Genomic DNA, 24449 nt, shown 5'->3' on the forward strand with positions numbered 1-24449 from the left:
GAGCACCCTCATGTGCAGGCCTTCTGTACTTGGGTCAAACAAGAGGTGGCCGCGCTTGACTGGACGCAAGTGCACCGGACCGGCGGGTCGCACGTGCAGTCTTGAATGCAGCAACAGTGCGCCCCCGCCGAATGAGGTGAGGATTCTGAGAAGCCGTCGACGTTGATGCGATCCGCCTCCGAAAACGAGTCCAGTTGCAATGTCAGCCTGAAAACACCGATCGACGTCTGACGACAGACATGAAATCTTCATGTCCGGTTAGGGTCTTGTGTCACGAGCGCCGTCTGTACGACGGTGCGTAACAGTACGGGAGATGAAGGAAGGCCCTTCGGGTTCGGCGATCAGGTCGCTGATCCCAAGCCACCGCGAGCTGCTGCGGTCAAAAGCCGGGGTGGTGATGTGGCCTCCCCCTGGCGCCCGCGAAAAAGGCTTTGTAAGCTGGGCGGCATGCCTTGGAAATATGGAAGGCGCTATGGAGCTACGGCACCTTCGTTACTTCGTCGCCGTCGCCGAGGAGGGCAGCCTGACGCTGGCGGCTGAAAAAAGGCTGCACACGGCGCAGCCTTCCCTCAGCCGCCAAATCCGCGATCTCGAATACGAGGTTGGCGTCCAGTTGATGACCCGCAGCGTTCATGGCATCGAATTGACTGCCGCAGGCAAGGCCCTTCTAGACCATGCCAGACTGGCGCTGGCGCAGGTCGATGCCGCGGTGGAAGCGGCGCGCAGGGCCGCACAGCCTGCACGAAAGACATTTGCCATCGGCTTCCAAACCGGTCACGAGATGAACTGGCTGCCGCGGGCCATGAATGTGCTGCGCGACGAGCTGAAGGACATCCATGTCACGATCTCGAGCGACTATTCGCCGGATCTCGCCGAGGCGCTCGTCCGTGGCCGGCTCGACGTGGCCTTCTTGCGCGTCGAGCCGGCCTTCGACCTGTGCTACGAGGTGGTGGACCACGAGCCGATGATCGTCCTGATGCCGAGCGACCATCGCCTCACCAGCCGCGAAGCGATTCACCCGCGGGAATTGGCCGGCGAGATCTTCATCGGCGGTTCGAACAAAGCCACCGTGCTGCGTGCCGTGACCGAGGACTATCTGCGCCGCTCCGGGCTCGATATCAAACTGGATCATGGGGTGGACAATTTGGCGATGGCCATGTCCCTGGTCGCGTCCACCCGCGGGTTGGCGCTTATGCCCGCCTATGCGAAGAATCTGCTGCCATGGTCAGTGGTCAGCCGTCCGCTAGAGGGTGAAGCGCCAACGATCGACCTGGCCGTGGGTTACAGCAAGTCAAACACCTCGCCGATTCTCAAGCTGTTCGTTTCAAGAGTGGACGAACTGATCGTTCGCGTATCGAAAAAGCCAGGCGAACCTAGCGATGAGAGCGAGGGAAATGCTGAAGGACGCAGAGGCTCCGAATGACCCTGTTAGCGTCATGATTACCAATTCGAAGGTCCGCTATCCGGCGTGGGACTCGGCTACAGAAAGTCGGCTTCGGGTCAGTTCGAGGCTTCGGATCCACCGGATTGAATGTCTGCATTCTCGCGCGTTCTTACCAGAACCGGTCGGACCGCTTCCGTGAAGAGTTTCGGGCGCCGGCAGGCGTACGAAAGTCCCCGAGGAAGGAACCCGCGGGCCACGGGCGATACTATGGGGATTTCGGATTTCGGCCGGTGTCGGCGATGGCGCGACTGCCGGCGGGAAGCGCTGGGATGGATGCGGATAGACCGCTTCGTTGCGCGTCCGCGCGGCATCGTCGGCTCGGCGCATAGTCGGACGCAGCCCTGTCGACGTCGATGATCACGATGGACGCGCGTGGGTCTGATGCCGAAGGCTGGGTGCCTGCGGCTGAAGGTTGGACCCTGCCATGCCGGGTCATGGACAGCTCTCCGGGTTCGGCGTCGTTTTGTCCGGCGGTCCGCGCGGCTGCCTCCATCGTTCGAACACCTCGATCACGATCATGCGTCCGCCGCAGCACGGGCATGGCGGGCGGAAGTCAGTCGGTTCTTCCGGAATGTTGTCATCGGGCAGCGGCGCGACGCTCAGCAATTCGCGCGCGAGTGCGAGGCTGGCCTTGCGGGAGCTGCCGGCGAGCAAGCCGTAGTGCCGGATGCGATGGAAGCCGCGCGGCAGGACATGGAGCAGGAAGCGGCGGATGAACTCGTCGGTGGCGAGCGTCATGATCTGCTGCCGGTCGGCGCCAGAACGACGATAATCTTTGTAGCGGAACGTGACCTCGGCCTCATCGAACCGGATGAGGCGGCGGTTCGAGATCGCAACCCGGTGGGTGTAGCGGGACAGATAAGCGAGCACCGCTTGGGGTCCGGCGAAGGGCGCCTTGGCGTAGACCACCCAGGGCTTCTTCCGGATCGGCGACAAATGCCGGAGGAAGGCCCGACGGTCGGCCAGGTGCGCCGCCGATCCGAAGAATGCGAGCCGACCGGCGTCGTGCAGCGCGACCAGCCGGGTCAGGAACAGGCGGCCAAACAGCTTGCCGAGCACGCGCACTGGCAGGAGAAAAGCCGGGCGGGACGAAATCCACTGGCTCCCGTCTGGCGCGATGCCACCGCCCGGCACGATCATGTGGACATGCGGATGGTGCGTCAGAGCCGAGCCCCAGGTGTGAAGCACGGCGGTGATGCCGACACGGGCACCGAGATGCTTCGGATCGCCGGCGATCGTCAGCATTGTCTCCGACGCTGCACGGAACAGCAGATCGTAGACCAGCGCCTTGTTCTGGAAGGCGATGTCGGCGACCTCTGCCGGCAGCGTGAACACGACGTGGAAGTATCCGACCGGCAGCAGGTCGGCTTCCCGATCGGCGAGCCAGGCGCGCGCGGCCGCACCCTGGCACCTGGGACAGTGCCGGTTGCGACAGCTGTTATAGGCAATCCGCCAGTGTCCGCAGTCCTCGCAGGCCTCCACATGACCGCCAAGGGCTGCGGTGCGGCAGTTCTCGATCGCCGACATGACCTTGAGCTGATGCAGGCTCAGATGGCCGGCATGGGCGATGCGGTATCCGGGTCCCGCGGTGCGGAAGATGTCGGCGACCTCAACAGAGGCGCGCACGGCTCAGCCGCCGGGCGAGATCCCTCCCGGATTGAACAGGCCAAGCTTGTCAAGCGGGCTGGTGACCGTGCGCACCGTGCGGGTCGCGACCTTGGTGTAGAAGGCTGTATTGTCGAGCTTGGCGTGCCCGAGCAGAACCTGGATAATCCGGATGTCGGTGCCGTCTTCCAAAAGGTGGGTAGCGAAGCTGTGGCGCAGCGTGTGCGGCCCGACGCGCTTGGCGATGTCGGCGGCCTGGGCGGCCTCGACGACGATGCGATGGAGCTGACGCGTGCTGATCGGCTTCATCGCGTGCTGCCCCGGGAACAGCCAGCCGTCGCGGTGCATCACGCCCTGTTGCCGCCCGACCTTCCACCACTGGCGCAGCAGCGCGAGCAGGTCGGCCGACAGCATGGCATTGCGATACCGCCCGCCTTTGCCGCGTTCGATCCTGAGCAGCATGCGTTCGCTGTCGACATCTGCGACCTTCAGCGTCGACACCTCCGCGACGCGCAGCCCGGAGCCATAGGCGACCGACAGTGCGGCCTGGTGCTTGAGGCAGGTGGTGGCGTTGAGAAGACGGGCAACTTCGTCGCGGCTCAGGACCACGGGCAGCTTGCGCGGGTGCGCCAGCCGGACGAGCTTGCGCGCCAGATCAGGGCGATCGACCGTATGGGTGAAGAAGAAGCGCAGCGCCGACACGATGCTGTTCATGGTCGGCACGGGAACGCCGTCTTCCTGCTGCCCGACCTGGAACCGTCGCAGATCGTCGGCCGTGGCCGTATCCGGCCCACGGCCAAGGAAGGTCGCGAACCGTCCGACATCGCGGATGTAGTTGCGCTGCGTCTCCTGGCCGAAACGGCGCAGGGTCATGTCATCGATCAGCCGCTGGCGAAGCGGGCTGATGGGTGCATCGAGAAGGGGATGGGGCATGGTCAGGCTCCTTGTTGAAGAAGCCCGTGATGCTCTGCCGCGGCCGAACCACGCTCAATGCGAACGCGACGATCGGTTCGTGATCTCTACCTCACCGCGCGCGCCCATCCCGCGCAGCGGGTTCGTTCTCCGGCCCGATCAAGACGTTGGGTGGTGGACTGGGCGTTGATCGCGCCCGACGAAATATTCGTCGAAACCTAAGTCCCGCTTCTTATGCGCTAGCCCGGAAGGCGGAGCTATCCCTTATCTTCATCAAACGTGTCTATGGTTGAGCAGAGGCAGAAATTCCGGATGGTGCTTGGCCCTGTAAGGAGTATCCTACATCCAGTTTTCCGAGATTGAAGCGTGTCGACACCGTCGCCAATGCCTTCGGGTCAGAGTATCGCATTCGGGCCCTTTCGGGTGCTTCCGCAGCAGAGGCAGCTGCTTGAGGGTGGGCGAAGAGTCCAACTGGGAAGTCGGGCGCTTGATATTCTGATTGCCCTGCTCGAACGAGCCGGCCAAGTCGTCGCCAAGGACGAGCTAATCGCCTACGTCTGGCCGGACACTTTCGTTGAAGAGAATAATCTGCGCGTTCACGTGACTGCTCTACGAAAAGCGCTGGGAGACGATCCCGCGTCGCCCCGTTTCATCGCCAACGTTCCCGGGCGTGGCTACTGCTTTGTCGCAGCGGTGAGAGGCGGCCCCAAAGCGCCACATCCTCCAGCGCCTGTTCAATCGAGGCCCATCAATAATCTGCCTGCCCTGCTGGGGAACATCGTCGGCCGGGATGATGTTCTCAACACGCTTGCGGTCCAAGTTGCGGAGCGACGCCTACTGACGATCACCGGACCTGGAGGAATTGGCAAGTCGACCGTCGCGTTGGGCGTTGCGAGGCGACTGGCATCTCTGTACCGGGATGGGGTCGCCTATCTCGACCTCGCTCCGGTGAACGACCCACGCTTCCTCGGCAGTCTGCTCGCTTCGGTGCTGGGTCAGCCGATAAGATCCGACAACCCGATCCGGGACATCGCAGTATTACTCCACGATCGGCATCTGCTTGTCGTGCTGGACAGCTGCGAGCACATGATCGAGGCGGCCAGCCAAGCTGCTGAGACGCTGCTCCGCGAGGCGCCTCATATTCACATTCTGGCAACCAGTCGTGAGCCGTTGCTAGCCGAAGGCGAGTGGGTGCACCGCCTGTCCTCACTTGATTTCCCCCCTTCGGCGGGTCCGGAGCGCGCCAAGGACCTGTTGCAGTTCTCGGCCGTTCAATTGTTCGTTCAGGCCACCGCTTCCAATTTAGGTGGTTACGAGCTGAGCGATTCGGACGCTCCGTACGTGGCCGAGATCTGCCGCAGGCTCGACGGGATTGCGCTTGCGATCGAATTAGCGGCAGCCCGCGTGGACAGTGTCGGAATTGAAGGGCTGGCTGGCTCCCTGCACGATGTCTTCCGCTTGTTGACGAAAGGACGCAGGACCGCGTTACCCCGCCATCAAACGTTGAGAGCCACACTGGACTGGAGCTACCGGCTTCTTACGCCGCGCGAGCAGTTGCTGCTCTGCCGTCTGGCCGCCTTCGTGGGCTCCTTCAGCATTGACGCGGCCCGCAAAGTAGCCTCGGGCGGGAGGATTTCCGGAAGCGATGTCGATGGCGATCTTGCGAATCTAGTAGCCAAGTCCCTAGTCGCAGCGGATGGCGTAGACAACCTGCGATACCGCTTGCTCGACACGACCCGTACCTACGCCCGCGAGAAGCTCGTGACGAGCGGGGAAGAGGACGGCACCGCGCGTCGTCATGCCGAGCACTTTCGCGAAGTGTTTGAGCATGCTGAAACGGAATGGGAAATTCGTCCTTCCCTGGAGTGGATGGCGGATTATGGCCGCCATCTCGACAACCTCCGGGCGGCTCTGGCGTGGACGTTCTCACCGACAGGCGAACCCGCGATCGGCGTTGCGCTGACTGCCGCGGCCGTGCCGTTGTGGTTCCAGCTCTCGCTGGTCGACGAGTGCCTCGATCGGGTGCAGCAATCCCTCACAAGGATTGCGCAAGATGCGTCGGAAGACAAACGTCGCATGCAACTTTACGCGGCACTCGGCTGGCCCCAAATGCGTGCCGTCAGCGGCTTTCCCAGCGGTGCGCAGGCCTGGAGCGCAACTCTTGAACTTGCCGAAAAGCTGGGTGATGCGGACTACCAGTTGAGAGCCTTGTGGGCACTCTGGGTCGATCGAACCAATAGCGGGGAGCCGCGCGCAGCCCTGGCCCTTACAGAACGGTTCGCCGTCGTCGCGGCGCAGTTCGGCGAGCCCTCGGACCTATTCCTCGCCGATCGCATGCGCGCACGGTCGCTTCATTTCCTTGGGGATCAGAACGGGGCTCTGAAGAACATTAGGAAAATGCTCGCGGGCTATTTCGCCCCGAGCAACCGATCCCATACGGCGCGGTTTCAGTACGACCAGGAGATTACCGCCCGAATCACACTTGCGCGCGCGCTTTGGGTCCAGGGTCTTGCAGAGCAGGCGCTGCGTGAAACCGAGGAAAACATCGACCAGGCACTCTCGCTTGGTCATGTGCTCACCCTCACGCACGCATTGTCGGACGGTGCCTGCCCGACCGCTCTTCTTCTGGGAGATGTCGGACTGGCGGATCGCTACACCGCGATGCTGCATCGCTACACCACTGAACACGCGCTCGACGTGTGGCACACCTACGCCGACGCCTACCGCAGCCAAATCCTCATCCGAACCGGCGATCTGCGGACCGGCATACCGATGCTGCGATCAGCCGTCGACAGGCTAAGAGATAGCGGCTTTGTTCTCTTTCGAGCACCGTTTCTGGGTGCCCTCGCCGAAGGTCTCTCGCTGAATGGACAGCATGTCGACGCGATTGCAGTCGTGGACAATGCTCTGACCTTGTGCGGAGCCAGCGGAGAAGGCTGGGCCAATGCGGAGCTGCGCCGCCTGAGGGGCGAGATATTGCTGAGGGAAAGTGCACCTGGCGCCCATGAAAGGGCAGAAGAACAATTCGGGCAGGCGCTGCGTATCGCGGTAGATCAGCAGGCGCTGGCCTGGGAACTCAAGGCGGCAACAAGCCTAGCGCGCCTGCGGTTGACGCAAGACCGAGCCCGCGAGGCTGTGGACCTCCTCGCCCCGGTGCGGGGTCGGTTAACCGAGGGCTTCGCAACGAGCGATGCCCGGGCAGCGGACGCCATTCTGGAGGACGCCGGCCGCGCCGCTGCGCGCTGACCTTCGGCTTTGCTTCATCGCCGGTCGGAAGCTTAGTCTCGTCGAACCTTAGCACCCTTTAGCAACCCTTTACTCGCCCGCGAGCGCGATGTGGCGCGACAGTGCTGTCACCGAGCGCAACTGCTTGGGACGGATCACTGAAGGGCCAATTCCATGATCAGACAAACAATTCTCACGACCACAACCCGCCGGGCGGTGATGCACGGCGGTCTGGCTCTCGCAGCCGCCGCAGTACTGCCATCGAAGGCCTTAATCGCAAGTTCCGGCGCAACCCTCTCTTCTCAAACCTCAGCAAAACCAGGAGCCAAGACAATGACCACGATCACGACCAAGGACGGCGTAGAGATCTTCTACAAGGATTGGGGGTCGAAGGACGCGCAGGCGATCGTCTTCCACCACGGTTGGCCGCTAAGCGCCGATGATTGGGACAACCAGATGATGTTCTTCCTTGAGAAGGGCTATCGCGTCATCGCGCATGATCGTCGCGGCCACGGCCGCTCGACCCAGACTGCCACCGGCAACGAGATGGACACGTATGCCGCCGACGTTGCCCACTTGGTCGCGTCGCTCGAGCTTCGCAACGCGATCCATGTCGGCCATTCAACGGGCGGCGGCGAGGTGGCCCATTACGTCGCTCGCGCCCAGGCCGGACGGGTGGCCAAGGCGGTGCTAATCAGCGCCGTGCCCCCGATCATGGTCAAATCCGACAAGAACCCTGGCGGCCTTCCCATCGAGGTGTTTGACGGCTTTCGGGCGGCCTTGGTCGCCAACCGCGCTCAGTTCTACGTCGACGTGCCGGCGGGTCCGTTCTACGGCTACAACCGACCGGGCGCGAAGGTCTCGCAGGGTGTCATCGACAATTGGTGGCGCCAGGGGATGATGGGCGGGGCCAAGGCCCATTATGACTGCATCAAGGCCTTCTCCGAGACGGATTTCACCGAGGATCTCAAGAACATCGACGTGCCGGTGCTCCTGATGCACGGCGACGACGACCAGATCGTGCCGTATCCGGATTCCGCGCCGCTCTCGGCCAAACTGCTGAAGCACGGCACGCTCCAGACCTATGATGGCTTGCCCCACGGGATGTGCACCACGCATCCCGAGGTCATCAACCCGGACCTGCTCGCCTTCATCAAGGCCTAGCCGACTACCGGCCGCCGGCCTCCGCGCACGTTCGAGGAGGTCGGCCCCAAGCAGGGGCTTCATTCATGCGCATCCTGTTGATGCTAATCCCGGATGTCGAGGCCGATATCGCTGCAGGCACATCGATGCTCCGACTCGAGCTCTTTGCCGGCGCATACTATTTGTTTCACGACCGAGGAATCGAGGTCGTTCTGGCCTCCCCAGCTGGCGGATCCCCGTGGATGGGACCGGCGAGCCCCGGCCGGGAAAACGCGGATGTCGCTGTGCTCCGCTTCAGGAAAGACGGGCCATCGCGCGAGGAGCTGACCGATACGATCCGCCTGGATCAGGCCTACGCCGAAGACTTCGACGGGGCGCTCTGCCTGGGCTCTCCCGGTTCCATTTGGCGACAGGAACACAAGAGCCCTGCAGCCTCTCTGATCGCCGACTTCCTCGTCGCCGCGAAACCCGTCGCCATCATGCCGAGCGGGCTGGACCTCATGCCTCACGGAACCGCCGAGGGATTGCTCATCTCCGGCGATAGCGCGCGCACACCATTGCTTGCTGCCCACGCACTCATCGGCGTTCTCGACGGCAGAGAAAATAGGGCGGCCTCTAACTTCAATGAGTAGTCCTATCGTCCGATTGGCTGAAGCCAAGGGTCCGCTCTTGGCGCAACCTCAAACCGAACTTCGCTATCGGCGACGTCCGCTTTCATGCGGTGGCGACGGGATCTCGAACGGCCGGCATGCGGCGCGAAGCTGTCGTTCGCGTCGTGGACAACGTACGTCGGCTTCCGGTCAGACTTTCCGTTCCCCGCCAATCTTTGCAGCACCGAGACAGGTCCATCACGCCCAACACCGTAGAAAATATCGCAGGGTTTCAGAGTCGGGGGAAAGGCGGTAGCGCTCTACCGACTCGAACCTCAGATGGAGTGTCTCGATCAAGTTTGCGCCGCAGCTGATTCAGACACTCCAACTTCCTTTTAAGCCCGCGCAGTTCGGCTGGAGGTGCAAGCTCTGCGCCACCGCGAGCGATGAGGCCGTATTCGACCGCAATGTCAAATATCCGCGCCGGCTGCCACAGCCGGAAATCGACCGCCTTGGCGGCGATCTTGTTTGACGAGCTGGGTGGAGAGATCGACGCTCGGCGGAGGCAGTATCGCTCTTCTCATAGTTCTTGCCGACGATGACGGCGAGCCTGTCGCGGGTGACCGGCTCGCGGGCTGCGAAGATCGTTGCCTCTTGAAGCGCGCCATGGGGTCAATGGCCTTTTCGGCTCAATATCTGCAATCGCCCGTACCACTCGGCGGAAATCTCATCCGCTGGGATTGGTTTCGGCGATGGACGGAACTCCCAGAAAAAGAGCGGTTCACGCAGGAGATCGTGCAAAGTTGGGACACCGCCTCCAAGGCAGCCGAGTTGAATGACTACTCCGTCGGCATCACGGCCATGGTGCTGAAGGAGGCGATCTACATACTCTCTGTCGTCAGAGAGCGTCTCGAGTTCCCCGCTCTGAAGAGGCGGATAGCGACGGAAAAGGACAGGTGGAAGGCAACCATGGTTCTCATCGAGGACAAGGGTTCAGGAACAAACCTCATCCAAGACCGTCGCAACGACGGCGTCTTCAGCATCGCCATCGAGCCTGAGGGAGACAAGATCGTGCGAATGTCGGCTGGATCGGCCTGCATTGAAGACGGGCGTGTTTTTCTTCCGCAGAAAGCGCCTTGGCTCGATGATTTCCGCAGCGAGGTGCTTGCCTACCCAACGGCGCTCACGACGATCAGGTCGATGCCCTCTCACAACTGATCAATTGGTCATGCAAGCGAAAGACTGTGGTTATAAGCGACGCTGTATTGCAGCAGGCAAGGCTCAAGACTGCCTTCAGGCAGGGGTACGGCCAGTGACGCTAGCGTTCCAAACATGGCTTCGTGAGTATGCCTACTTCGCGACGGAAGCCGTGCTTGCGCGCAGGCGACGCCATCTGGTCACGAGCGGGGCTCTTGATGCGGCTGCAAGGCGAACTGGAAGGTCGCACCAGGCCCGGCATTGCGCGTGGCCCACAATTTCCCGCCATGGTTCTCGATGATCGAGCGGCAGATCGACAGTCCCATGCCCATTCCGCTGGGCTTGGTGGTGAAGAAGGCATTGAAGATCTGCTTGGCGTTCCCCGGATCGATGCCAACGCCGGAGTCTTCGACCGCGACGAGCACCTGGCCGCTATCGTCCAGTTGGGATCGCACCACCAGATCACGTGAACGGTCGGTGACGGGCGCCATGGCCTCGATGCCGTTGACGATCAGATTGATGATCACCTGCTGCAGTTGTACGCGGTCGCCGAGCACGGCGGGCAGCGCCGGCGCCAGTTCCAGACGCAGCGACACCCGACGGCCGAGCGCCTCCTGGTGCACCAGCGGGATCATCTCGCTGATCGCGTTGTTGATGTCCAGTCCCACCTTCTGGGTCTCGGTCCTCTTGGAAAGCGCGCGAAGTCGCTGGATGATCCCGCCTGCCCGCCTGCCATTGCTGATCATGTCACGAAGAGCCTCACGCACCTCGGCCAGATCCGGCACCTCGCGGGCGAGCCACCGCAGGCAAACCTCTCCGTTGGTGACGATGGTGGCGAGCGGCTGGTTGACTTCATGGGCGATCGAGGCGGTCAGTTCGCCCAGCGTCGTCAGGCGTGTGACATGCGCCAGCTCCGCCTGCGACTGGCGCAGCGCCTCTTCTGCCCTCCTGGTCGCGGTGACGTCCGTCACCGCCCCGACAAACTCCACGTGTCTCGGTGCATCTTTTGTCGCGTGTGCGACGGCTTGGATATACCTCACCGAGCCATCTGGCATCAGCAAACGATATTCATGAGAGAAATCCTTCCCGTCTCTGGCCGCACGATCGATGGTCTGTTGCACGGCAGCACGATCGTCCGGATGGGTACGTTGAACGACCATGTCAACGGTGACAGAAGGAGCCTTGTCGTAGTCAAAGATCCGGAAAGTCTCGTCCGACCAGATGATCTCGCCGGTAGCGACGTTCCAGCCAAAGCTGCCAGTGCGACTCAATCTCTGCGCCTCGGCCAGATAGGCGTCGCTGCGTCGCAGTTCCTCCTCCGCTCGCTTGCGTTCGGTGTTTTCCCGCTGCACTTCAGAATAGAGGCGGGTATTTTCCAGCGAAATCGCGGCTTGTGAAGCCTCCAGCACGGCGACCCGGTCCGGCGTGAAGGCGTATGGCGTTAGATTGTTCTCAAGATAGAGCGCGCCAACGAGCTTCGTTTGTTTGACGACGGGCAGGCACAGGACGGACCTGGGGTGCTTTTGCCGGACATACTCGTCATCCGAATACAAGTTCCTGACCGAAGCGTCATCAAGGCCCACGCTCTCCCGCGTGCGGATCACGTAGTGAAGCGCGGATACCGCCCTCGCCGCCGCAGCTCGCGCGGCGCTCAACGTGTTGGCCATAAGACAGGCGATCGTCATGGGCCCTACCCCACCAGGCACTGGCGTGATGGCGCCGGCGACCTTGACGGCTTCGTCGAAGATGACGTCTCCGACCAGTCGGCTCTTACCAGACGGCTGATCGACACGGGTGATGCCAACGTCGATCACCGTCGCGCCCGGCTTGACGTCTGCGCCGCGGATCAAGTCCGGCACACCGGTGGCGACCACCAGGATGTCCGCCTGTCTGCAGCGTGCCGCGAGATCGGTAGTGCGAATGTGGGCGATCGATACTGTGCACTGTGCTTCCAATAACAGCTGTGCCATCGGTCGACCGACGACGTTGGACGCCCCGATGACAAGCGCCCCCAATCCGGCGATGTCGTCATGGACCGACCGGATGAGCCGCATGACACCCAACGGGGTGCATGGCGTCAGGACATCCATCATTCCCGTGGCGACGCGACCGACGTTGAGCGGGTTGAAACCGTCGACGTCCTTCTCCGGATTGATTGTCGCGACCACCCGTCGGCTGTCGATGTGCTGCGGCAGCGGGAACTGGACGAGAATGCCATGGATGGCGTCATCGGCATTCAGGCGACCGATCAGACTCAACAGGTCCCGCTCGCTGACGTCGGCCGGCAGGTCGTAGCGGAACGATCGCATACCGACGGTGTCAGTTTGGCGCACCTTGTTCGCTACGTAGACGTGGCTGGCCGGATCGTTTCCGACTAGCACGACAGCCAGGCCGGGTTGTTCGCCGCCAGCTGCAAGGAGAGAGGTCACTCCCGTCGCGACTTCGCGGCGGACCTCGGCGGCGATCGCATTGCCATCAATGATGTGAGCAGTCATCGCCGCAGCCCCTCGTCAGATCTTGAACAGATCGGCGCGCCGATTGTCGGTCTTGTAGGGGGCCGGCGCCACGACGGCGTGGATTTCCTTCTGTCGCTCACCCGGATTGCCCCAGATGACGGTCACTTCGGTGCCGATCTCAGCCTGAGCAACATCGATCGTGCAAAGGGACAGCATCTCGCGGAAGTGGTAGCTGTAGCCGCGGGAGGTCGCGACGCCGACGTCCCTGCCCTTGTGAAGCACGCTATCGGCGTACATGAACCCACGTTGATCGCGTGGCATCTCCATGAACTGATAAGGCGTCTTGTCCTTCTTGAAGAGCGAGGCGTAGACGTCTGCGACGTCATCACCGTTCCAGACGAGCGTCCGCATCAGCCGTCGCGGATTGGCGACCTCCTCTTCCAAGGCGGCACGTCCGATGAATTCGTGATCGAACTTGATGTTTCGGCCCCAACCGAGTTCGACCGGGCTACGGTACCACGCGCTGATATCGTCGGCTTCAAAGCTGCCCGCAACGTTGAAAGTCGAGGCGAATGCCGGCATCGCCGCCCTGAACTCCGCGAGGTAGCCCTTCATCTCCTCGTCGAAGATCGCGGGCATGTAGTCAGTGACGATTGTCGGGAAACATGCTTCGAGGTGGTTTATGAAGATGGCGCGTCCGCCCAGACGGCGCAGTCCAAACTCCGCGCCCGCGGCAACTATGGCGTCATAGACCTGCGCAGCCTTGTCGACCGGCCCCTGCAGGTCAAAGCCGACTTCGCCGGACATGCCCTGACGCAAGGCCAGCATCTTGCAGCCCGCGAATTCGATCTCGCCCGAATGCATGAACTTGATGTCACGCATGGACCTATTCGCTAGTTTCTCCATCAGCGCCAGCGAAGTTGGCCCCGCGATTTGAAAGTTGAACCAGTCATCGGCCTCGGAGGTGACGTCGTAGTTGCCGTGACGACGCACGTAGTCGACCCAGAATGTGCCCCGTCCGAACAACATGTACTCGTCTGCGGAAAGGCGCGTCAGAATGCCTTCCGCGATCACTTTGCCCTTCGATGTCGTGTGGGTGACATGCTTCGACTGTAATATGTCGAACTTAGCGAAGCTGCTGCCCGAGGTATCGCTGAACAGCTTGAGCGCATCGGGACCCTTGAACCGCCGTTCCCACAGGAAGCTCCAGTCTCCGATCGAGCACGTCTGTTTCCACGACATGGTCTCGTCGATCCAGTCGGTATATTCTGGCTGGCCCCAGCGGGACGTGAAGTAGCCTTCCGGGACTTTGCGCAGGTTTGGGGGTAGCATCGAAGTCGTCCTTCTTTGATCAATCGGCGAATATGACGGTGCGCTCACCGTTGATGATCGTGCGGTCTTCGAGGAACAGCAGGACCGCACGCGACAGCACGCGTCGCTCGATGTCGCGTCCCTTCCGGACGAGATCGTCGGGCGTGTCCCGATGGCTCACGCGCTCGACGTCCTGCGCGATGATTGGACCCTCATCCAGATCTCCGGTGACGAAATGGGCGGTCGCGCCGATCAGCTTCACGCCGCGCGCGTGCGCCTGGTGATAGGGCCTGGCTCCTTTGAAGCCCGGCAGAAAGCTGTGGTGGATGTTGATGCAACGCCCCGAAAGATAGCTCGCGAGATCGTCCGACAGGATCTGCATGTAGCGGGCGAGCACAACAAGGTCTGCGCCCGTCTCGTCGACGATCGACTTGATCTGAGCTTCCTGTGCCGCCTTGGTCTCTTTCGTGACCGATAAATGGTGGTACGGAATGTCGCCTATCAGGCTGACGCTCAGGGCCGAGCGGGGGTGGTTCGAGATGATCCCGACGACGTCCATGTTCAGTTCGCCTAGCCGATGCCGGTAGAGCAGATCGCCGAGGCAGTGGTCCGACTTCGAGCCGAGCAGAAGGACCTTCTTCCGCTCCGACATGGAGCGGAGCCACCACGCCATTCCGTACTTGTCGGCGATTGGCGTGAAGGAGGCGCGCAACGCGCCTGCTCGCGATGCAGCCACCTCAACGGCGACACGCATGAAGAAGCGGGCATTGCTGCCGTCGTTGAATTGCTCGGCTTCCACGATGTTGGCGCCGATCTCGAAAAGGCACCGGGTAACCTCCGCGACGATGCCGGGCGTATCGTCACAGGCGAGCGAGAGGATGTAGGAATCGGAATTCGAAGTGGTCGACAATGATCTGCTCCTCAGGAGCGAAGCGCGTCGAGACGGCGTTGCGCTTCGGCGCCGCGCATAGCGAGCATCGGTCGATCGGAGGCCTTGCGGCACGAGAGCATGACGTCTCCTTCCCTCCGCCCTGTGGAGCGGCTCAATGGTCTTGCTGACTGGGATGTTTATCCGGCGTTCAGGTATTGACAATCCGGTGTTCTCAAATATGAGATATCAACATAATGGATATCAGAAAGCTGAATCTCAATCTGCTGCTGCTCTTCGACGGACTTTACCGGGAGCAGAATCTGTCGGCGGTCGCGCGGCGTCTTGCGATGAGCCAGCCGATGGCCAGCGCCAATCTTCGCCATCTGCGGGAATATTTCGACGATCAGCTTTTTCTCTCGACCGGCCGCGGCATGCGACCGACGCAATTCGCGGAGTCGATCGCGGAGCCCGTGAAAGCGGTGTTGGCGATGATCTCCCGCGATATCCTGCGAACGCCGACGTTTCATCCGAAGGACAGCGACAGGGTGTTCACGATCACAACCTCCGACATCGGCGTCATGATCTTCGTTCCCCCCTTGCTTGCCAGACTTCGTGAATTAGCGCCGAAAGCGAGCATGCGTTGCGTCACCTCCGCCCACGATCAGCTGGAGAGCTCTCTGGAGCGCGGCGACATCGATCTCGCCATCGGATATTTCCCAGATCTGACCGGAGCCGGCATCGTAGCAGAGGATCTGTTCGATCATCCGTTCGTGTGTATCGCGCGAAAGAACCATTCGACCATCAGGGAGACGCTTTCGCTCGAGCAATTTCTTGCAGCAGACCACCTCGTGGTGAACCAGGACGGTCGCAGCCAGGAGATCTTCGAGCGGCGCATCCGCGACCTCAAACTAGAGCGTCGGATATTGCTTCATCTTCCGCATTTTATGAGTGTGCCGCAGATGATCGCGAACAGCGACATGATCGCGACCGTACCGCTTTCGCTGGGCGCATGGTATGCCGACAGCGGATTGAAGCTGCTGCCTCCCCCGGTCAGCATCCCACTCATCGAACTCAAGCAGTTCTGGCATCGGAGAATGGAGAACGATCCGGCGGTCCGTTGGCTACGCTCGATCGTGACCGAACAGCTTCGCGACCGCGATCCGTCACTCGCGATGTCGCCGGACTACGCAGATCTAGGCAGATAGCGCCGTAGCACCAGTCGCTGAGTTCTAGGAGACGCGCTCATCCGAGAGCACAGCACCACGCCTGGATAACATTCCATTTGGTGTTCGCTAAGCGACATATTCTACGCAGACGGTGGCAAAATGGCGCGCCCGAAGAGATTCAACTCCTGACCTCAGATTCGTAGTTAGAATCTGAAGAACGTTGGCGCCTCGCCGCGATTCGAACGCGGGGCCTTCCTTCGGAGGGTCGCAGAGTGAAGTTACCGATGCCCGGCGAGCCGGAGTGAATCCAAACGTCCTGACTGCGGAATGCCTTTGATTTAAGAAGTGGTGCGGGTGGTCGGGCTCGAACCGACACTCCTTTCGGAACTGGATTTTGAATCCAGCGCGTCTACCAGTTTCACCACACCCGCAAGGCGCTAACTCATTGACCGCTCAACGCTCTCATGCTGCACCTAAGTAGAAGGTGGCAGTTTGAGAATTAAGCGGCCCTTAGCTCCTAATCTATTGAACTCCAATCCTATTACCCTGCGTGCTGAAGGTAGACGCATCCAGATTTTGAGCCGTCCATGAACGGCTATGCTGAACCTCGCCGAATGCAAGTAAGAATGCGAAAACCTACTACGATCAAAGACTTGTCTTGCATCGTGGGGTCGCCAACCTTCTCCATGGCTTTCGGCAGTAGCCGGGAGCCGACGGCCTGAGTGCCCCTATTCGGCTCCTAGAATTTTTGAGGTTCGGAGACGATAGATGGCCAAAATCAAGCTCGCCAAGACCGCCGTGGATGCCGCAACCCCGAGGGACCACGACTATGAACTCCAGGATACTACCGTACCCGGATTCATGCTGAATGGCCTGCTGCCGGTTTCGTGGACACCGAGATAAGGTGTTTAACGGAACTGGAGAGTGGAAATGCAGAGAAGGAAGTTCAGCCGCGAGTTCAAGCTTGAGGCGGTGAGGTTGGTGAAGGATCGTGGCGTCGCGGTTACCCAGGCAGCCCGTGATCTTGATCTCCATGAGAATGTGCTGCGCAAATGGATCCGCGAGACGAGCGTTGATCCGCAGCATGCCTTTCCCGGTCATGGGCAGATGAAGCCGGAGCAGCTCGAGATCGACCGGCTGCGCAAGGAAGTCGCCAAACTGAAGGCGGAGCGCGACATCCTAAAAAAGGCCGCAGCCTACTTCGCGAGGGAAGTGACATGAGGTTCGCTTTCATCGCGAGGCACCGGGGCATCTGGCCGGTGGCATGACTGTGCAGTGCGCTGGATGTGTCCCGCTCGGGCTTCCATGCCTGGCTCAACCGCAGCCCTAGCGTTCGCTCCCGGCATGACGAGATCCTCGTTTCCAGGATCGACCGAAGCTTCAAGAGCAGCGACCGCACCTACGGCGCGCGTCGGGTCTGGCACGACGTTCTGGCAGAGGGGTTTTCCTGCGGACTGCATCGCATCGAACGCCTCATGCGGGAGAACGGCCTCCGGGCACGTCCACGCCGGCGCGGACTGCCGAAGGATATCGGCGAGCGAGCCGCCGTGTCGGACAACCTCCTCGATCGCGCCTTCGAGGCATCGGCCCCGAACCAGAAGTGGGTCGCCGACTTCACCTACGTCTGGACTGCGGAAGGATGGATCTACGTTGCCGCCGTCGTCGATCTGTTCTCCCGCCGTGTCGTCGGCTGGGCGATGAAGGCCGAGATGACCGCGCAGCTCGTCACCGACGCTCTCATCATGGCGATCTGGAGGAGAGGCAAGCCCGACAGCCTGCTGCACCACTCCGACCAGGGATCGCAATATACGAGCGAGCAGTTCCAGCGACTGATGGCCGACCACGGCATCACCTGTTCAATGAGCCGGTCGGGCAACGTCTGGGACAACGCTGCGATGGAGAGCTTCTTCTCGTCGCTCAAGACCGAGCGGACAGCCCGCAAGGTCTACAGGACGAGAGATGACGCGAGGGCGGATGTGTTCGATTACATCGAGCGCTTCTATAATCCTCGGCGAAGGCACTCGACGCTGGGCTATCTGAGCCCTGTCGAGTTCGAGGAACAAGCTATGCTAGCTTAACCTCGTGTCCGAAAAACCGGTAGCAGGCCAGAAAGTCACACCAGCGGGGCGCAAGATATTCATGCTCCAGTATCAAACCAACTCTGGAGTTCGCCGAAAGCCCGCCATCGGACGCTTCGGAGAACTGACCGTGGAGCAGGCACGGAAGATCGCCCAGGACTGGCTGGCCGAGGTCCGCCAAGGAAATGACCCCAGCGCTGAGAAGTCCGCCGCTCGCGCCGCGCCGACCACGAAGCAGCTCTGCGAGAAGTTCATCGAAGAGTATTCCAAGTTGCACAACAAGCCGAACACGGTCGAAGGCAACGAGCTCAACATCAAGAACCATATCGTCCCGCGCCTCGGCCGGATGAAGGTCCACGAGGTGACGCGAGCGGATATTTCAACTTTCATGACGGCGCTCTCCGACCGTCCGATCATCGCCAATCGGACGCTCGCTTGCCTCCGCAAGATGTTCAATCTTTCGGAGATCTGGGGCTATCGGCCGGACGGGTCCAATCCGTGCCGCCATGTGCAGAAGTATGCGGAGAAGGGTTCGACGCGGTTCATCACCGACGACGAGCTGCGCAAGCTCTTCACCTATCTCGATGCAGCGGAGCGGGACGGGCTCGAACATCCGTTCCTGACCCTGGCGATCCGCCTGCAATTCGAGTTCGCCGCTCGGATGTCAGAAGTGCTGTCACTCGAATGGCCTTGGATAGACCTTGAACAGCGCCGCGTCACTTGGCCGGACAGCAAGACCGGCGACATGATTAAACCGCTCAGCGGCGAGGCCCACCGTCTTCTGAGCGAAGCGCCACGCTTCGAAGACTCGCCCTTCGTCTGCCCATCCATTTTCGATCCCGCCAAATCGATGACGGTGAACACTTATCATCATGGGTGGAAGCGAGTGCTGAAGCGTGCAGGTATCCCGCATGTCGGGACGCACGGCATCCGGCACCGCGCCGCGACGGACATTGCCAATTCCGGCGTGCCGTTGAAGGTCGGCATGGCCCTCACCGCCCACAAGACCGTCGCGATGTTCATGCGCTACATCCACAACGAGGATGACCCGGTCCGCTCGGCCGCTGACGTGGTCGCATCCCGTCGCCGATCGATTGTGACGCCCAACGCGCCGGCAATCATCGTACCCGCGCCGGAGGCTGTCGAAGCCGCGCCGAGCAAAGCGCCGGAGCCGGCAAAGGAGGTCAGACCGTCACCCCCGCTCGCGGGCCTCGAAGATGGGAAATACCCGTCCCGTACCAAGGTCGGAAACTATCGGCCGTTCCGCCACCGCAAGGGCGACAACCGCACAGCACCACCGGGAAGCCGGCGCGAACCTGTCAGCGCGGAGGCGGCGGAATGAAAGCCTCCAAACCCGTAACCACACGTCGGATATGGTCAGACGCGATGGCCGACCGCCAATCGCGCTCGGCTCGCAGTGGCTCCGCACGCGCCAGGCGGCGCTTTATCTCAACCTTTCCTGTCGCACCCTGGAGAAGCTTCGCTCCTCCGGGGGCGGGCCTGCCTATCGAAAAGTCGGCGGGACCGTCCTCTATCGCAGATGAGTACGAGGCAAAAGCCGAGCAATTCGACGAACTCGTCGCGAGAGCAACATCTTGCGGCATCTGTTCGAGACCGTCGTAAAGCGCGGCATGGAAGAGGGCCTTGTCGGAGCCGAAGGTTGCCGTCGACGCCAGCCTGATCACTGCGGATGCTACCTGGAAACACGCGAGATGCGCCACGATTGCGGCCGCGTGGCGTTGACATTTCCGCTGCGAATTGCGGGCTCGCGTTATGGATCGCTGAGCACCTATCGGACCCGAATTCTGGCGTAAGCGGCGCTGCCAGATGAACCACTTCGTCCGGGCTGAACGCGCGACACGCCCGGCTGATCCGGCCGCCCGAGATCAACGCGCTGCGCTCAGTCACGCGGCAACGCCGGATTGATGACCAGAACTCAGGCCGCCTCCGCAACCTCGTCGCCGGAGCGGCCTTCCTTGAGCGTGTTGGCCCACCAGACAAGCTCGTCCAGCATCGGCTTGGCGGAGTCGTCGAGGTAGGGATAGTCCGCCATGGACTTGCCCTCGCGCTGCATGCCGATCATCTCGATCATTCCGATATGAACGGAGCGCTTGAGCGTAGCGGCGTTGAGGCTCAGTTGCAACTGTCCGACGGCGCGGGCTGCGCCGGTGCCGCCATAGCCGAGGAAGGCCACCGGCTTGCGCTGGATCTCGGAGTAGAGATAGTCGAGGGCATTCTTCAGCACGGCCGGGATGCCGTGATTATATTCCGCCGTAACGAAGATGTAGCCGTCGAGGCTGGCGATCTTCTTGCCCCAGCGCAGTGCTAGCTCGTTCTGCGGCGGTGCCTGGTGCAGCGGCATTTTTTCCTCGAAGAACGGCATGGGATAGTCGCGCAGATCGACAATCTCGAAATCGGCGTCATCGCGCTTTTTGGCGATATTGAACAGCCAGTTCGTCGGGATATCGGCGAACCGCCCGGGACGGGTCGTGCTGATGATGATACCGATTTTGGGTCGCTTTTGCATCGTCGCTTTCCTGGACACTCACGAATGGTAAGCAACGATATGGTGATCACCGAAAAGGGCGCAAGACGGCACTTTTTCAGAAGTGACTTACCCGCCAGTAAGTTAGGTCGCTGGCTCAGCCGGGGGCCGACGGCTGGTTCTCCATGACCCACTTACCGACCGGGGCGAGCGCAAGTTTGAGCGAGCGTCCACGGTCGGAGAGCTCGTATTCGACGCGCGGGGGGATCGTGGGGTAAACCGTCCGGATCAGAACCCCGTCGCGTTCGAGATTTCGCAGCGTAACGGTCAGCATGCGCTGGGAGATGCCGTTAATCGCACGGTGCAATTCGCCAAAGCGCATCCGCCGATCGCCGAGTACCATCAGAAGCAGGATTGTCCATTTGTCGCCGACCCGCTCCAGGAAATCTCCGACCCTGCGGCAATTCGGGAGAAGGTGCTGTGGTTCAGTGGTCATGTGGCAAACATAAGGTCGATCACGCCATAAACAAAGACCGTCGGCACGTCGATCTCGGCGATCGTCTGGCGGACTGGCGGTAACGTTGCCACATCCCCATTGCCACGACGAAGTGCTGCTGGTGTAGTCCTCGGTCGGCCACAGTTCGTCGCAGATGTATCTAAGCTGCCTGTCCATAACGGCGAACTCGGAGGTTGGCTTGCTCTGCATGCCCCGCAAAACCTTCGAGGTTGCAAAGTCGTGAACAGTAAGCCCCGATCAGGGCGCTGGCGTCGTCAGTGGTCACTTTTTGGTAAGTGCAGGTCTTTAGGAACTTCCCGACCCACAGCCCCCCTGTGTAGCGCGCTGCCGTCTTTGTCGGCAGCGTATGGTTGGTGCCTATGACCTTGTCCCCAAACGCGACGTTGGTGCGCGGGCCAAGGAAAAGGGCGCCATAGTTGGTCATGTTGTCGAGGAAGTAGTCCAAATTTCTGGTCATGACCTGAACATGCTCGGACGCGATAAGGTCAGCTTGCGCGACCATCTCGGCATCATTGTCGCAAACGATTACCTCACCAAAATCGGCCCAGGCTCTACCTGCAAGTGCGGCAGTTGGCAGTACTTTTAGTTGCCGCTGGATTTCGGCCATCGTGTCGTATGCAAGCTTTTCGGACGTGGTCAGCAATACGGCAGGAGAATCGACCCCGTGCTCGGCCTGCCCAAGCAGGTCCGCGGCACAAAGCTCGCCATCGACGCTATCATCGGCAATGACCAACGTCTCGGTTGGGCCAGCGAACAGGTCTATCCCAACTCGCCCGTAGAGCTGGCGCTTGGCTTCCGCCACGAACGCGTTGCCTGGACCCACAATCATGTCTACCGGAGCAATTGTCGCTGTCCCAAACGCCATTGCTGCAACGGCCTGTACGCCCCCGAGGACGTAAATTTCGTCGGCGCCTCCAAAATGCATCGCCGCGACAATCGCAGGATGTGGACTACCACGGAACGGCGGCGCGCAGGCGATCACGCGTTTGACGCCAGCCACCTTGGCCGTGACGACGCTCATATGTGCCGAGGCCACCATCGGGTATCGTCCGCCGGGCACATAACAACCTACCGCATTGACCGGAATGTTCTTGTGACCGAGCCTGACACCTGGAAGCGTCTCGACCTCGATGTCCAGAATGGCTGCGCGCTGATGCGTCGCGAAATTGCGGACTTGGGCTTGCGCAAAGTGGATATCGTCCAAATCGCGTTTCGACACATTCGACAGTGCATGTTCGATATCGGTGTCCGACAGCCTGAATTGCTGCGGCGACCAATCGTCGAAGCGCCGAGATAAGTCCCGGACAGCTGCGTCGCCTCGCATTTCTACGTCAGCAAGGATCTCCTCGACCGTAGCTCGCGTCGTTGCGTTGGTCGCAGCGACCGTACCGGCATTCTCGCCTCGCTTGAGGTATCTGATCATTTGGTATCCTCTGTCTCTGACTGGAGGTTGGTGGAGTCCCGTCCACGCAACGCCAGAAACGCGGCAAGCAAGGTGATGGAAAACGCAATCATCACGGTTGCAGCTGCGGCGATCGTTGGTGTCAGAAATTCCCGGGCGGAGGTGAACATCTCGCGCGGCAGGGTGCGTTGGCCCGGACCAGCAAGGAAAAGCGTCACCACGATTTCGTCGAGCGATGTCGCGAATGAGAACAGCGCGCCCGAAAGTATCCCAGGAAGCGCGACAGGCAGAGTTATGGCAAAGAAGCTGCGAAGCGGAGAGGCGCCGGCGCTAGCAGCCGCCCAGAGCTGGCGTTCGTCAAGTGCCGCCAGTGCTGCGGATGTCGTCACCAATTGAAACGGCACCGCAAGCGTGGCGTGCGCCAGGATGAGACCCAAGTAGGTCCCAGTCAGGCCCAGTGCCGAGAACATGAAATACATTCCGACCCCGACGATTACGGTCGGCACGACCAGCGGAGCCAGCACGACGGCGCGGACCAGACTTCCAACCCGCCCGCGCGACGTACGAAGCCCGAGCGCTGCGCCAGTTCCCAGAACAACTGAGATGATCGTCGCCCCTGAACCCACGATAAGGCTGTTAATCAAGGCCCCGCGCCAGACGTCGGAGCCAAAGAAATCAGCAAACCATCGAAGTGAAAGGCCTGCCATAGGAAAGCTCAGTTCGTTGCCCGCATTGAAGGCCAACGGCACGATCACCAGGATGGGCGCCACGAGATAGATGAGAACCAGCGCCGACCAGACCGCGAGCAGCCAGTTTCCGATCCTTGCAGCCAAGGAGCGTTTGTGGGGTTTCATCGGTCGGCCGCCCCCTGGTCTTTGGCGAATCCGGTTAGCGTCTGGCGTAATGCCAGCAGAAGCGCGGTACTGACTGTGAGCACAAGACCGAGCGCGGAGGCGAGGCCCCAATTGCCGGTGCCCGTGGTGAACAATGAGATATAGGCGCCGATCGTCTGGTCAGCGGGGCCGCCCACCAGTGCGGGGGTCACGTAGAAGCCCAATGTCAGCACGAAAACCAGCATAGCGCCTGCTGCGAGGCCGGGTAGGATTTGGGGCAGGTAGGCGCTCCAGAATGCGCGGAGCGGACCAGCACCCAGCGAAGCCGCCGCGTCCGTGAGCCGGTGATCGACTGCGCGCATCGAGGCAAGCAACGGCAGGGCAAGAAACGGCAACATCACATGGGTGAGCACAACAATGACCGCGAAGCGATTGTGAAGCAGCGGAAGCGGCCGGTTAATCAGCCCAGAGGCTTCCAACAGTTGGTTGATCACGCCACGATCCTGCAACAGAACGATCCAGGCAGTCGTGCGAACGATGATCGAAGTCCAGAATGGCAGCATGATGATAAGCACAGCGCCACGCTGGATGACCGAAGAGGATTGAGAAATGAAAAAGCAAAGCGGAAACGCGAGCACCAGGGCGCACACAGTGGTGAGGAACGCGATGACGAAGGTGCGAAGAAGAATGTTCCTGTAGAGACCGCCAGTCTCGTAGGAATCCTTGACGCCGTTGCCGAAGTCGCGACGAAGGTCGAAGGCGCCAAGAAGATAGAAGCTCGAATAAGGGCCTGCAGCGCGCTTTAGCATCTGCCAGGTTCCGGGTTGCGCCCAGCGCCCGTCGATCTCCGCAAGGTTCGTCGCGCCACTTTTGAGGCGCTGAGCGGTCAGCCGAAGTAGCGAGTTGGCCTTGGGATCCTCATAGGACAGACGCCGCCCAAGCGCGGCGAGTTTCTGAGGCGCTGCCGCCGGAAGGTCCAAAAGCAAAGCCTGGCTGGCTTCGGCAGGTACCACGCTCTGCCCGTCCCAGGGTCGAAGTGCCGCCGCCACGTTCGGCAATGATGCTTGCATTTCATCGTCGGTGACGCTGGTGCGCACCACCTCGAGCAGTGGGACGACAAAGGTAACAAGGAGCATGGCGAGCACAGGAATTACGAGCGCATATCCCCGTATCGCGCGCCATGTCTCATGCGGGTGCATCTTCATCCGCCTCGG

General features: G+C 61.2%; 19 protein-coding genes, 1 tRNA gene and 1 pseudogene. 10 read left to right on the forward strand and 11 right to left on the reverse strand.

What is annotated here, in order from left to right:
- Positions 1-313: 313 nt before the first annotated feature.
- Positions 314-1423, forward strand: coding sequence for a LysR substrate-binding domain-containing protein (locus B5V02_RS17785; protein ID WP_425374401.1), 1110 nt, complete (start codon positions 314-316; stop codon positions 1421-1423).
- Positions 1424-1876: 453 nt separating this feature from the next.
- On the opposite strand, the gene B5V02_RS17795 is transcribed toward B5V02_RS17785, so the two are convergent.
- Together B5V02_RS17795 and B5V02_RS17800 are read right to left on the reverse strand one after the other, a co-directional pair.
- A complete protein-coding gene (locus B5V02_RS17795) occupies positions 1877-3070 on the reverse strand; it encodes an IS91 family transposase (protein WP_111545483.1) in 1194 nt (397 codons plus the stop codon).
- 3 nt (positions 3071-3073) lie between these two features.
- Positions 3074-3982: a tyrosine-type recombinase/integrase gene (locus B5V02_RS17800; protein WP_111545484.1), complete on the reverse strand. Its 909-nt coding sequence runs from the start codon at positions 3980-3982 to the stop codon at positions 3074-3076.
- A 402-nt stretch (positions 3983-4384) separates the two neighbouring features.
- On the opposite strand from B5V02_RS17800, the gene B5V02_RS17805 reads away from it, so the two are divergent.
- The 4 genes from B5V02_RS17805 (at position 4385) to terL (ending at position 10137) form a co-directional block, all read left to right on the forward strand.
- Positions 4385-7207: an ATP-binding protein gene (locus tag B5V02_RS17805; protein ID WP_167458541.1), complete on the forward strand. Its 2823-nt coding sequence runs from the start codon at positions 4385-4387 to the stop codon at positions 7205-7207.
- Between the two features lie 312 nt (positions 7208-7519).
- A complete protein-coding gene (locus tag B5V02_RS17810) occupies positions 7520-8350 on the forward strand; it encodes an alpha/beta fold hydrolase (RefSeq protein ID WP_208647099.1) in 831 nt (276 codons plus the stop codon).
- Positions 8351-8415: 65 nt separating this feature from the next.
- Entirely contained in the window at positions 8416-8961 is a 546-nt protein-coding gene (locus tag B5V02_RS17815; RefSeq protein ID WP_111545487.1) for a type 1 glutamine amidotransferase family protein, read from the forward strand.
- Between the two features lie 486 nt (positions 8962-9447).
- Positions 9448-10137, forward strand: coding sequence for a phage terminase large subunit (gene terL, locus B5V02_RS17820; RefSeq protein WP_111545488.1), 690 nt, complete (start codon positions 9448-9450; stop codon positions 10135-10137).
- Positions 10138-10316: 179 nt separating this feature from the next.
- Here the strand turns inward: terL and folD are convergent, their stop codons facing one another.
- Genes folD through purU form a run of 3 tightly spaced genes read right to left on the reverse strand, consistent with a single transcriptional unit; the run spans position 10317 to position 14793 of the window.
- The gene (gene folD, locus B5V02_RS42460; protein ID WP_111545489.1) at positions 10317-12611 is read right to left on the reverse strand and encodes a bifunctional methylenetetrahydrofolate dehydrogenase/methenyltetrahydrofolate cyclohydrolase FolD; all 2295 of its coding nucleotides are present in this window, start codon (positions 12609-12611) and stop codon (positions 10317-10319) included.
- Between the two features lie 15 nt (positions 12612-12626).
- The gene (locus B5V02_RS17830) at positions 12627-13904 is read right to left on the reverse strand and encodes an aminomethyltransferase family protein (protein WP_111545490.1); all 1278 of its coding nucleotides are present in this window, start codon (positions 13902-13904) and stop codon (positions 12627-12629) included.
- Between the two features lie 19 nt (positions 13905-13923).
- Complete coding sequence (purU, locus tag B5V02_RS17835; protein ID WP_111545491.1) at positions 13924-14793, reverse strand: formyltetrahydrofolate deformylase; 870 nt, start codon at positions 14791-14793, stop codon at positions 13924-13926.
- A 215-nt stretch (positions 14794-15008) separates the two neighbouring features.
- Between purU and B5V02_RS17840 the strand changes: the two genes are divergently transcribed.
- Positions 15009-15959 (forward strand): LysR family transcriptional regulator, encoded by a 951-nt coding sequence (locus tag B5V02_RS17840; RefSeq protein ID WP_111545492.1) that lies wholly within the window; start codon positions 15009-15011, stop codon positions 15957-15959.
- Positions 15960-16266: 307 nt separating this feature from the next.
- On the opposite strand, the gene B5V02_RS17845 is transcribed toward B5V02_RS17840, so the two are convergent.
- Positions 16267-16351: transfer RNA gene (locus B5V02_RS17845), tRNA-Leu, on the reverse strand.
- Positions 16352-16688: 337 nt separating this feature from the next.
- Between B5V02_RS17845 and B5V02_RS42250 the strand changes: the two genes are divergently transcribed.
- The 4 genes and pseudogenes from B5V02_RS42250 (at position 16689) to B5V02_RS42465 (ending at position 19542) form a co-directional block, all read left to right on the forward strand.
- The gene (locus tag B5V02_RS42250; RefSeq protein ID WP_281004944.1) at positions 16689-16823 is read left to right on the forward strand and encodes a hypothetical protein; all 135 of its coding nucleotides are present in this window, start codon (positions 16689-16691) and stop codon (positions 16821-16823) included.
- Positions 16824-16850: 27 nt separating this feature from the next.
- A pseudogene (locus B5V02_RS17850) lies at positions 16851-17998 on the forward strand (IS3 family transposase).
- 4 nt (positions 17999-18002) lie between these two features.
- Entirely contained in the window at positions 18003-19340 is a 1338-nt protein-coding gene (locus B5V02_RS17855; protein ID WP_425374402.1) for a tyrosine-type recombinase/integrase, read from the forward strand.
- Between the two features lie 31 nt (positions 19341-19371).
- On the forward strand, positions 19372-19542 hold the full coding sequence (locus B5V02_RS42465) for a helix-turn-helix transcriptional regulator (protein WP_425374403.1): 171 nt from the start codon (positions 19372-19374) through the stop codon (positions 19540-19542).
- Positions 19543-19934: 392 nt separating this feature from the next.
- Here B5V02_RS42465 and B5V02_RS17860 read toward each other — a convergent pair whose 3' ends face one another.
- The 5 genes from B5V02_RS17860 to B5V02_RS17880 form a co-directional block, all read right to left on the reverse strand.
- The gene (locus B5V02_RS17860) at positions 19935-20525 is read right to left on the reverse strand and encodes an NADPH-dependent FMN reductase (RefSeq protein WP_111545493.1); all 591 of its coding nucleotides are present in this window, start codon (positions 20523-20525) and stop codon (positions 19935-19937) included.
- 115 nt (positions 20526-20640) lie between these two features.
- The gene (locus B5V02_RS17865; RefSeq protein ID WP_111545494.1) at positions 20641-20979 is read right to left on the reverse strand and encodes a winged helix-turn-helix transcriptional regulator; all 339 of its coding nucleotides are present in this window, start codon (positions 20977-20979) and stop codon (positions 20641-20643) included.
- 160 nt (positions 20980-21139) lie between these two features.
- Positions 21140-22423, reverse strand: a complete 1284-nt coding sequence (hisD, locus tag B5V02_RS17870) for a histidinol dehydrogenase (protein ID WP_111545495.1) — start codon at positions 22421-22423, stop codon at positions 21140-21142.
- Positions 22420-23256: an ABC transporter permease gene (locus B5V02_RS17875; protein WP_111545496.1), complete on the reverse strand. Its 837-nt coding sequence runs from the start codon at positions 23254-23256 to the stop codon at positions 22420-22422. Before B5V02_RS17875 ends, hisD begins: the two co-directional genes overlap by 4 nt.
- Positions 23253-24440: an ABC transporter permease gene (locus B5V02_RS17880; protein WP_208647100.1), complete on the reverse strand. Its 1188-nt coding sequence runs from the start codon at positions 24438-24440 to the stop codon at positions 23253-23255. The genes B5V02_RS17875 and B5V02_RS17880 overlap by 4 nt, the downstream gene beginning before the upstream one ends.
- Positions 24441-24449 lie beyond the last annotated feature (9 nt).

The sequence above is a fragment of the Mesorhizobium kowhaii genome (assembly GCF_003253745.1).
GTDB classification, from domain to species: domain Bacteria; phylum Pseudomonadota; class Alphaproteobacteria; order Rhizobiales; family Rhizobiaceae; genus Mesorhizobium; species Mesorhizobium kowhaii.

What these genes read in the sequence shown, in the direction of transcription:
- B5V02_RS17785 (WP_425374401.1), top strand. Translation starts at nt 314, where the DNA reads ATGAAGGAAGGCCCTTCGGGTTCGGCGATCAGGTCGCTGATCCCAAGC.
- B5V02_RS17800 (WP_111545484.1), bottom strand. Translation starts at nt 3,982, where the DNA reads ATGCCCCATCCCCTTCTCGATGCACCCATCAGCCCGCTTCGCCAGCGG.
- B5V02_RS17810 (WP_208647099.1), top strand. Translation starts at nt 7,520, where the DNA reads ATGACCACGATCACGACCAAGGACGGCGTAGAGATCTTCTACAAGGAT.
- B5V02_RS17815 (WP_111545487.1), top strand. Translation starts at nt 8,416, where the DNA reads ATGCGCATCCTGTTGATGCTAATCCCGGATGTCGAGGCCGATATCGCT.
- folD (WP_111545489.1), bottom strand. Translation starts at nt 12,611, where the DNA reads ATGACTGCTCACATCATTGATGGCAATGCGATCGCCGCCGAGGTCCGC.
- B5V02_RS17830 (WP_111545490.1), bottom strand. Translation starts at nt 13,904, where the DNA reads ATGCTACCCCCAAACCTGCGCAAAGTCCCGGAAGGCTACTTCACGTCC.
- B5V02_RS17840 (WP_111545492.1), top strand. Translation starts at nt 15,009, where the DNA reads ATGGATATCAGAAAGCTGAATCTCAATCTGCTGCTGCTCTTCGACGGA.
- B5V02_RS42250 (WP_281004944.1), top strand. Translation starts at nt 16,689, where the DNA reads ATGGCCAAAATCAAGCTCGCCAAGACCGCCGTGGATGCCGCAACCCCG.
- B5V02_RS42465 (WP_425374403.1), top strand. Translation starts at nt 19,372, where the DNA reads ATGGTCAGACGCGATGGCCGACCGCCAATCGCGCTCGGCTCGCAGTGG.
- B5V02_RS17860 (WP_111545493.1), bottom strand. Translation starts at nt 20,525, where the DNA reads ATGCAAAAGCGACCCAAAATCGGTATCATCATCAGCACGACCCGTCCC.
- B5V02_RS17865 (WP_111545494.1), bottom strand. Translation starts at nt 20,979, where the DNA reads ATGACCACTGAACCACAGCACCTTCTCCCGAATTGCCGCAGGGTCGGA.
- hisD (WP_111545495.1), bottom strand. Translation starts at nt 22,423, where the DNA reads ATGATCAGATACCTCAAGCGAGGCGAGAATGCCGGTACGGTCGCTGCG.
- B5V02_RS17875 (WP_111545496.1), bottom strand. Translation starts at nt 23,256, where the DNA reads ATGAAACCCCACAAACGCTCCTTGGCTGCAAGGATCGGAAACTGGCTG.
- B5V02_RS17880 (WP_208647100.1), bottom strand. Translation starts at nt 24,440, where the DNA reads ATGAAGATGCACCCGCATGAGACATGGCGCGCGATACGGGGATATGCG.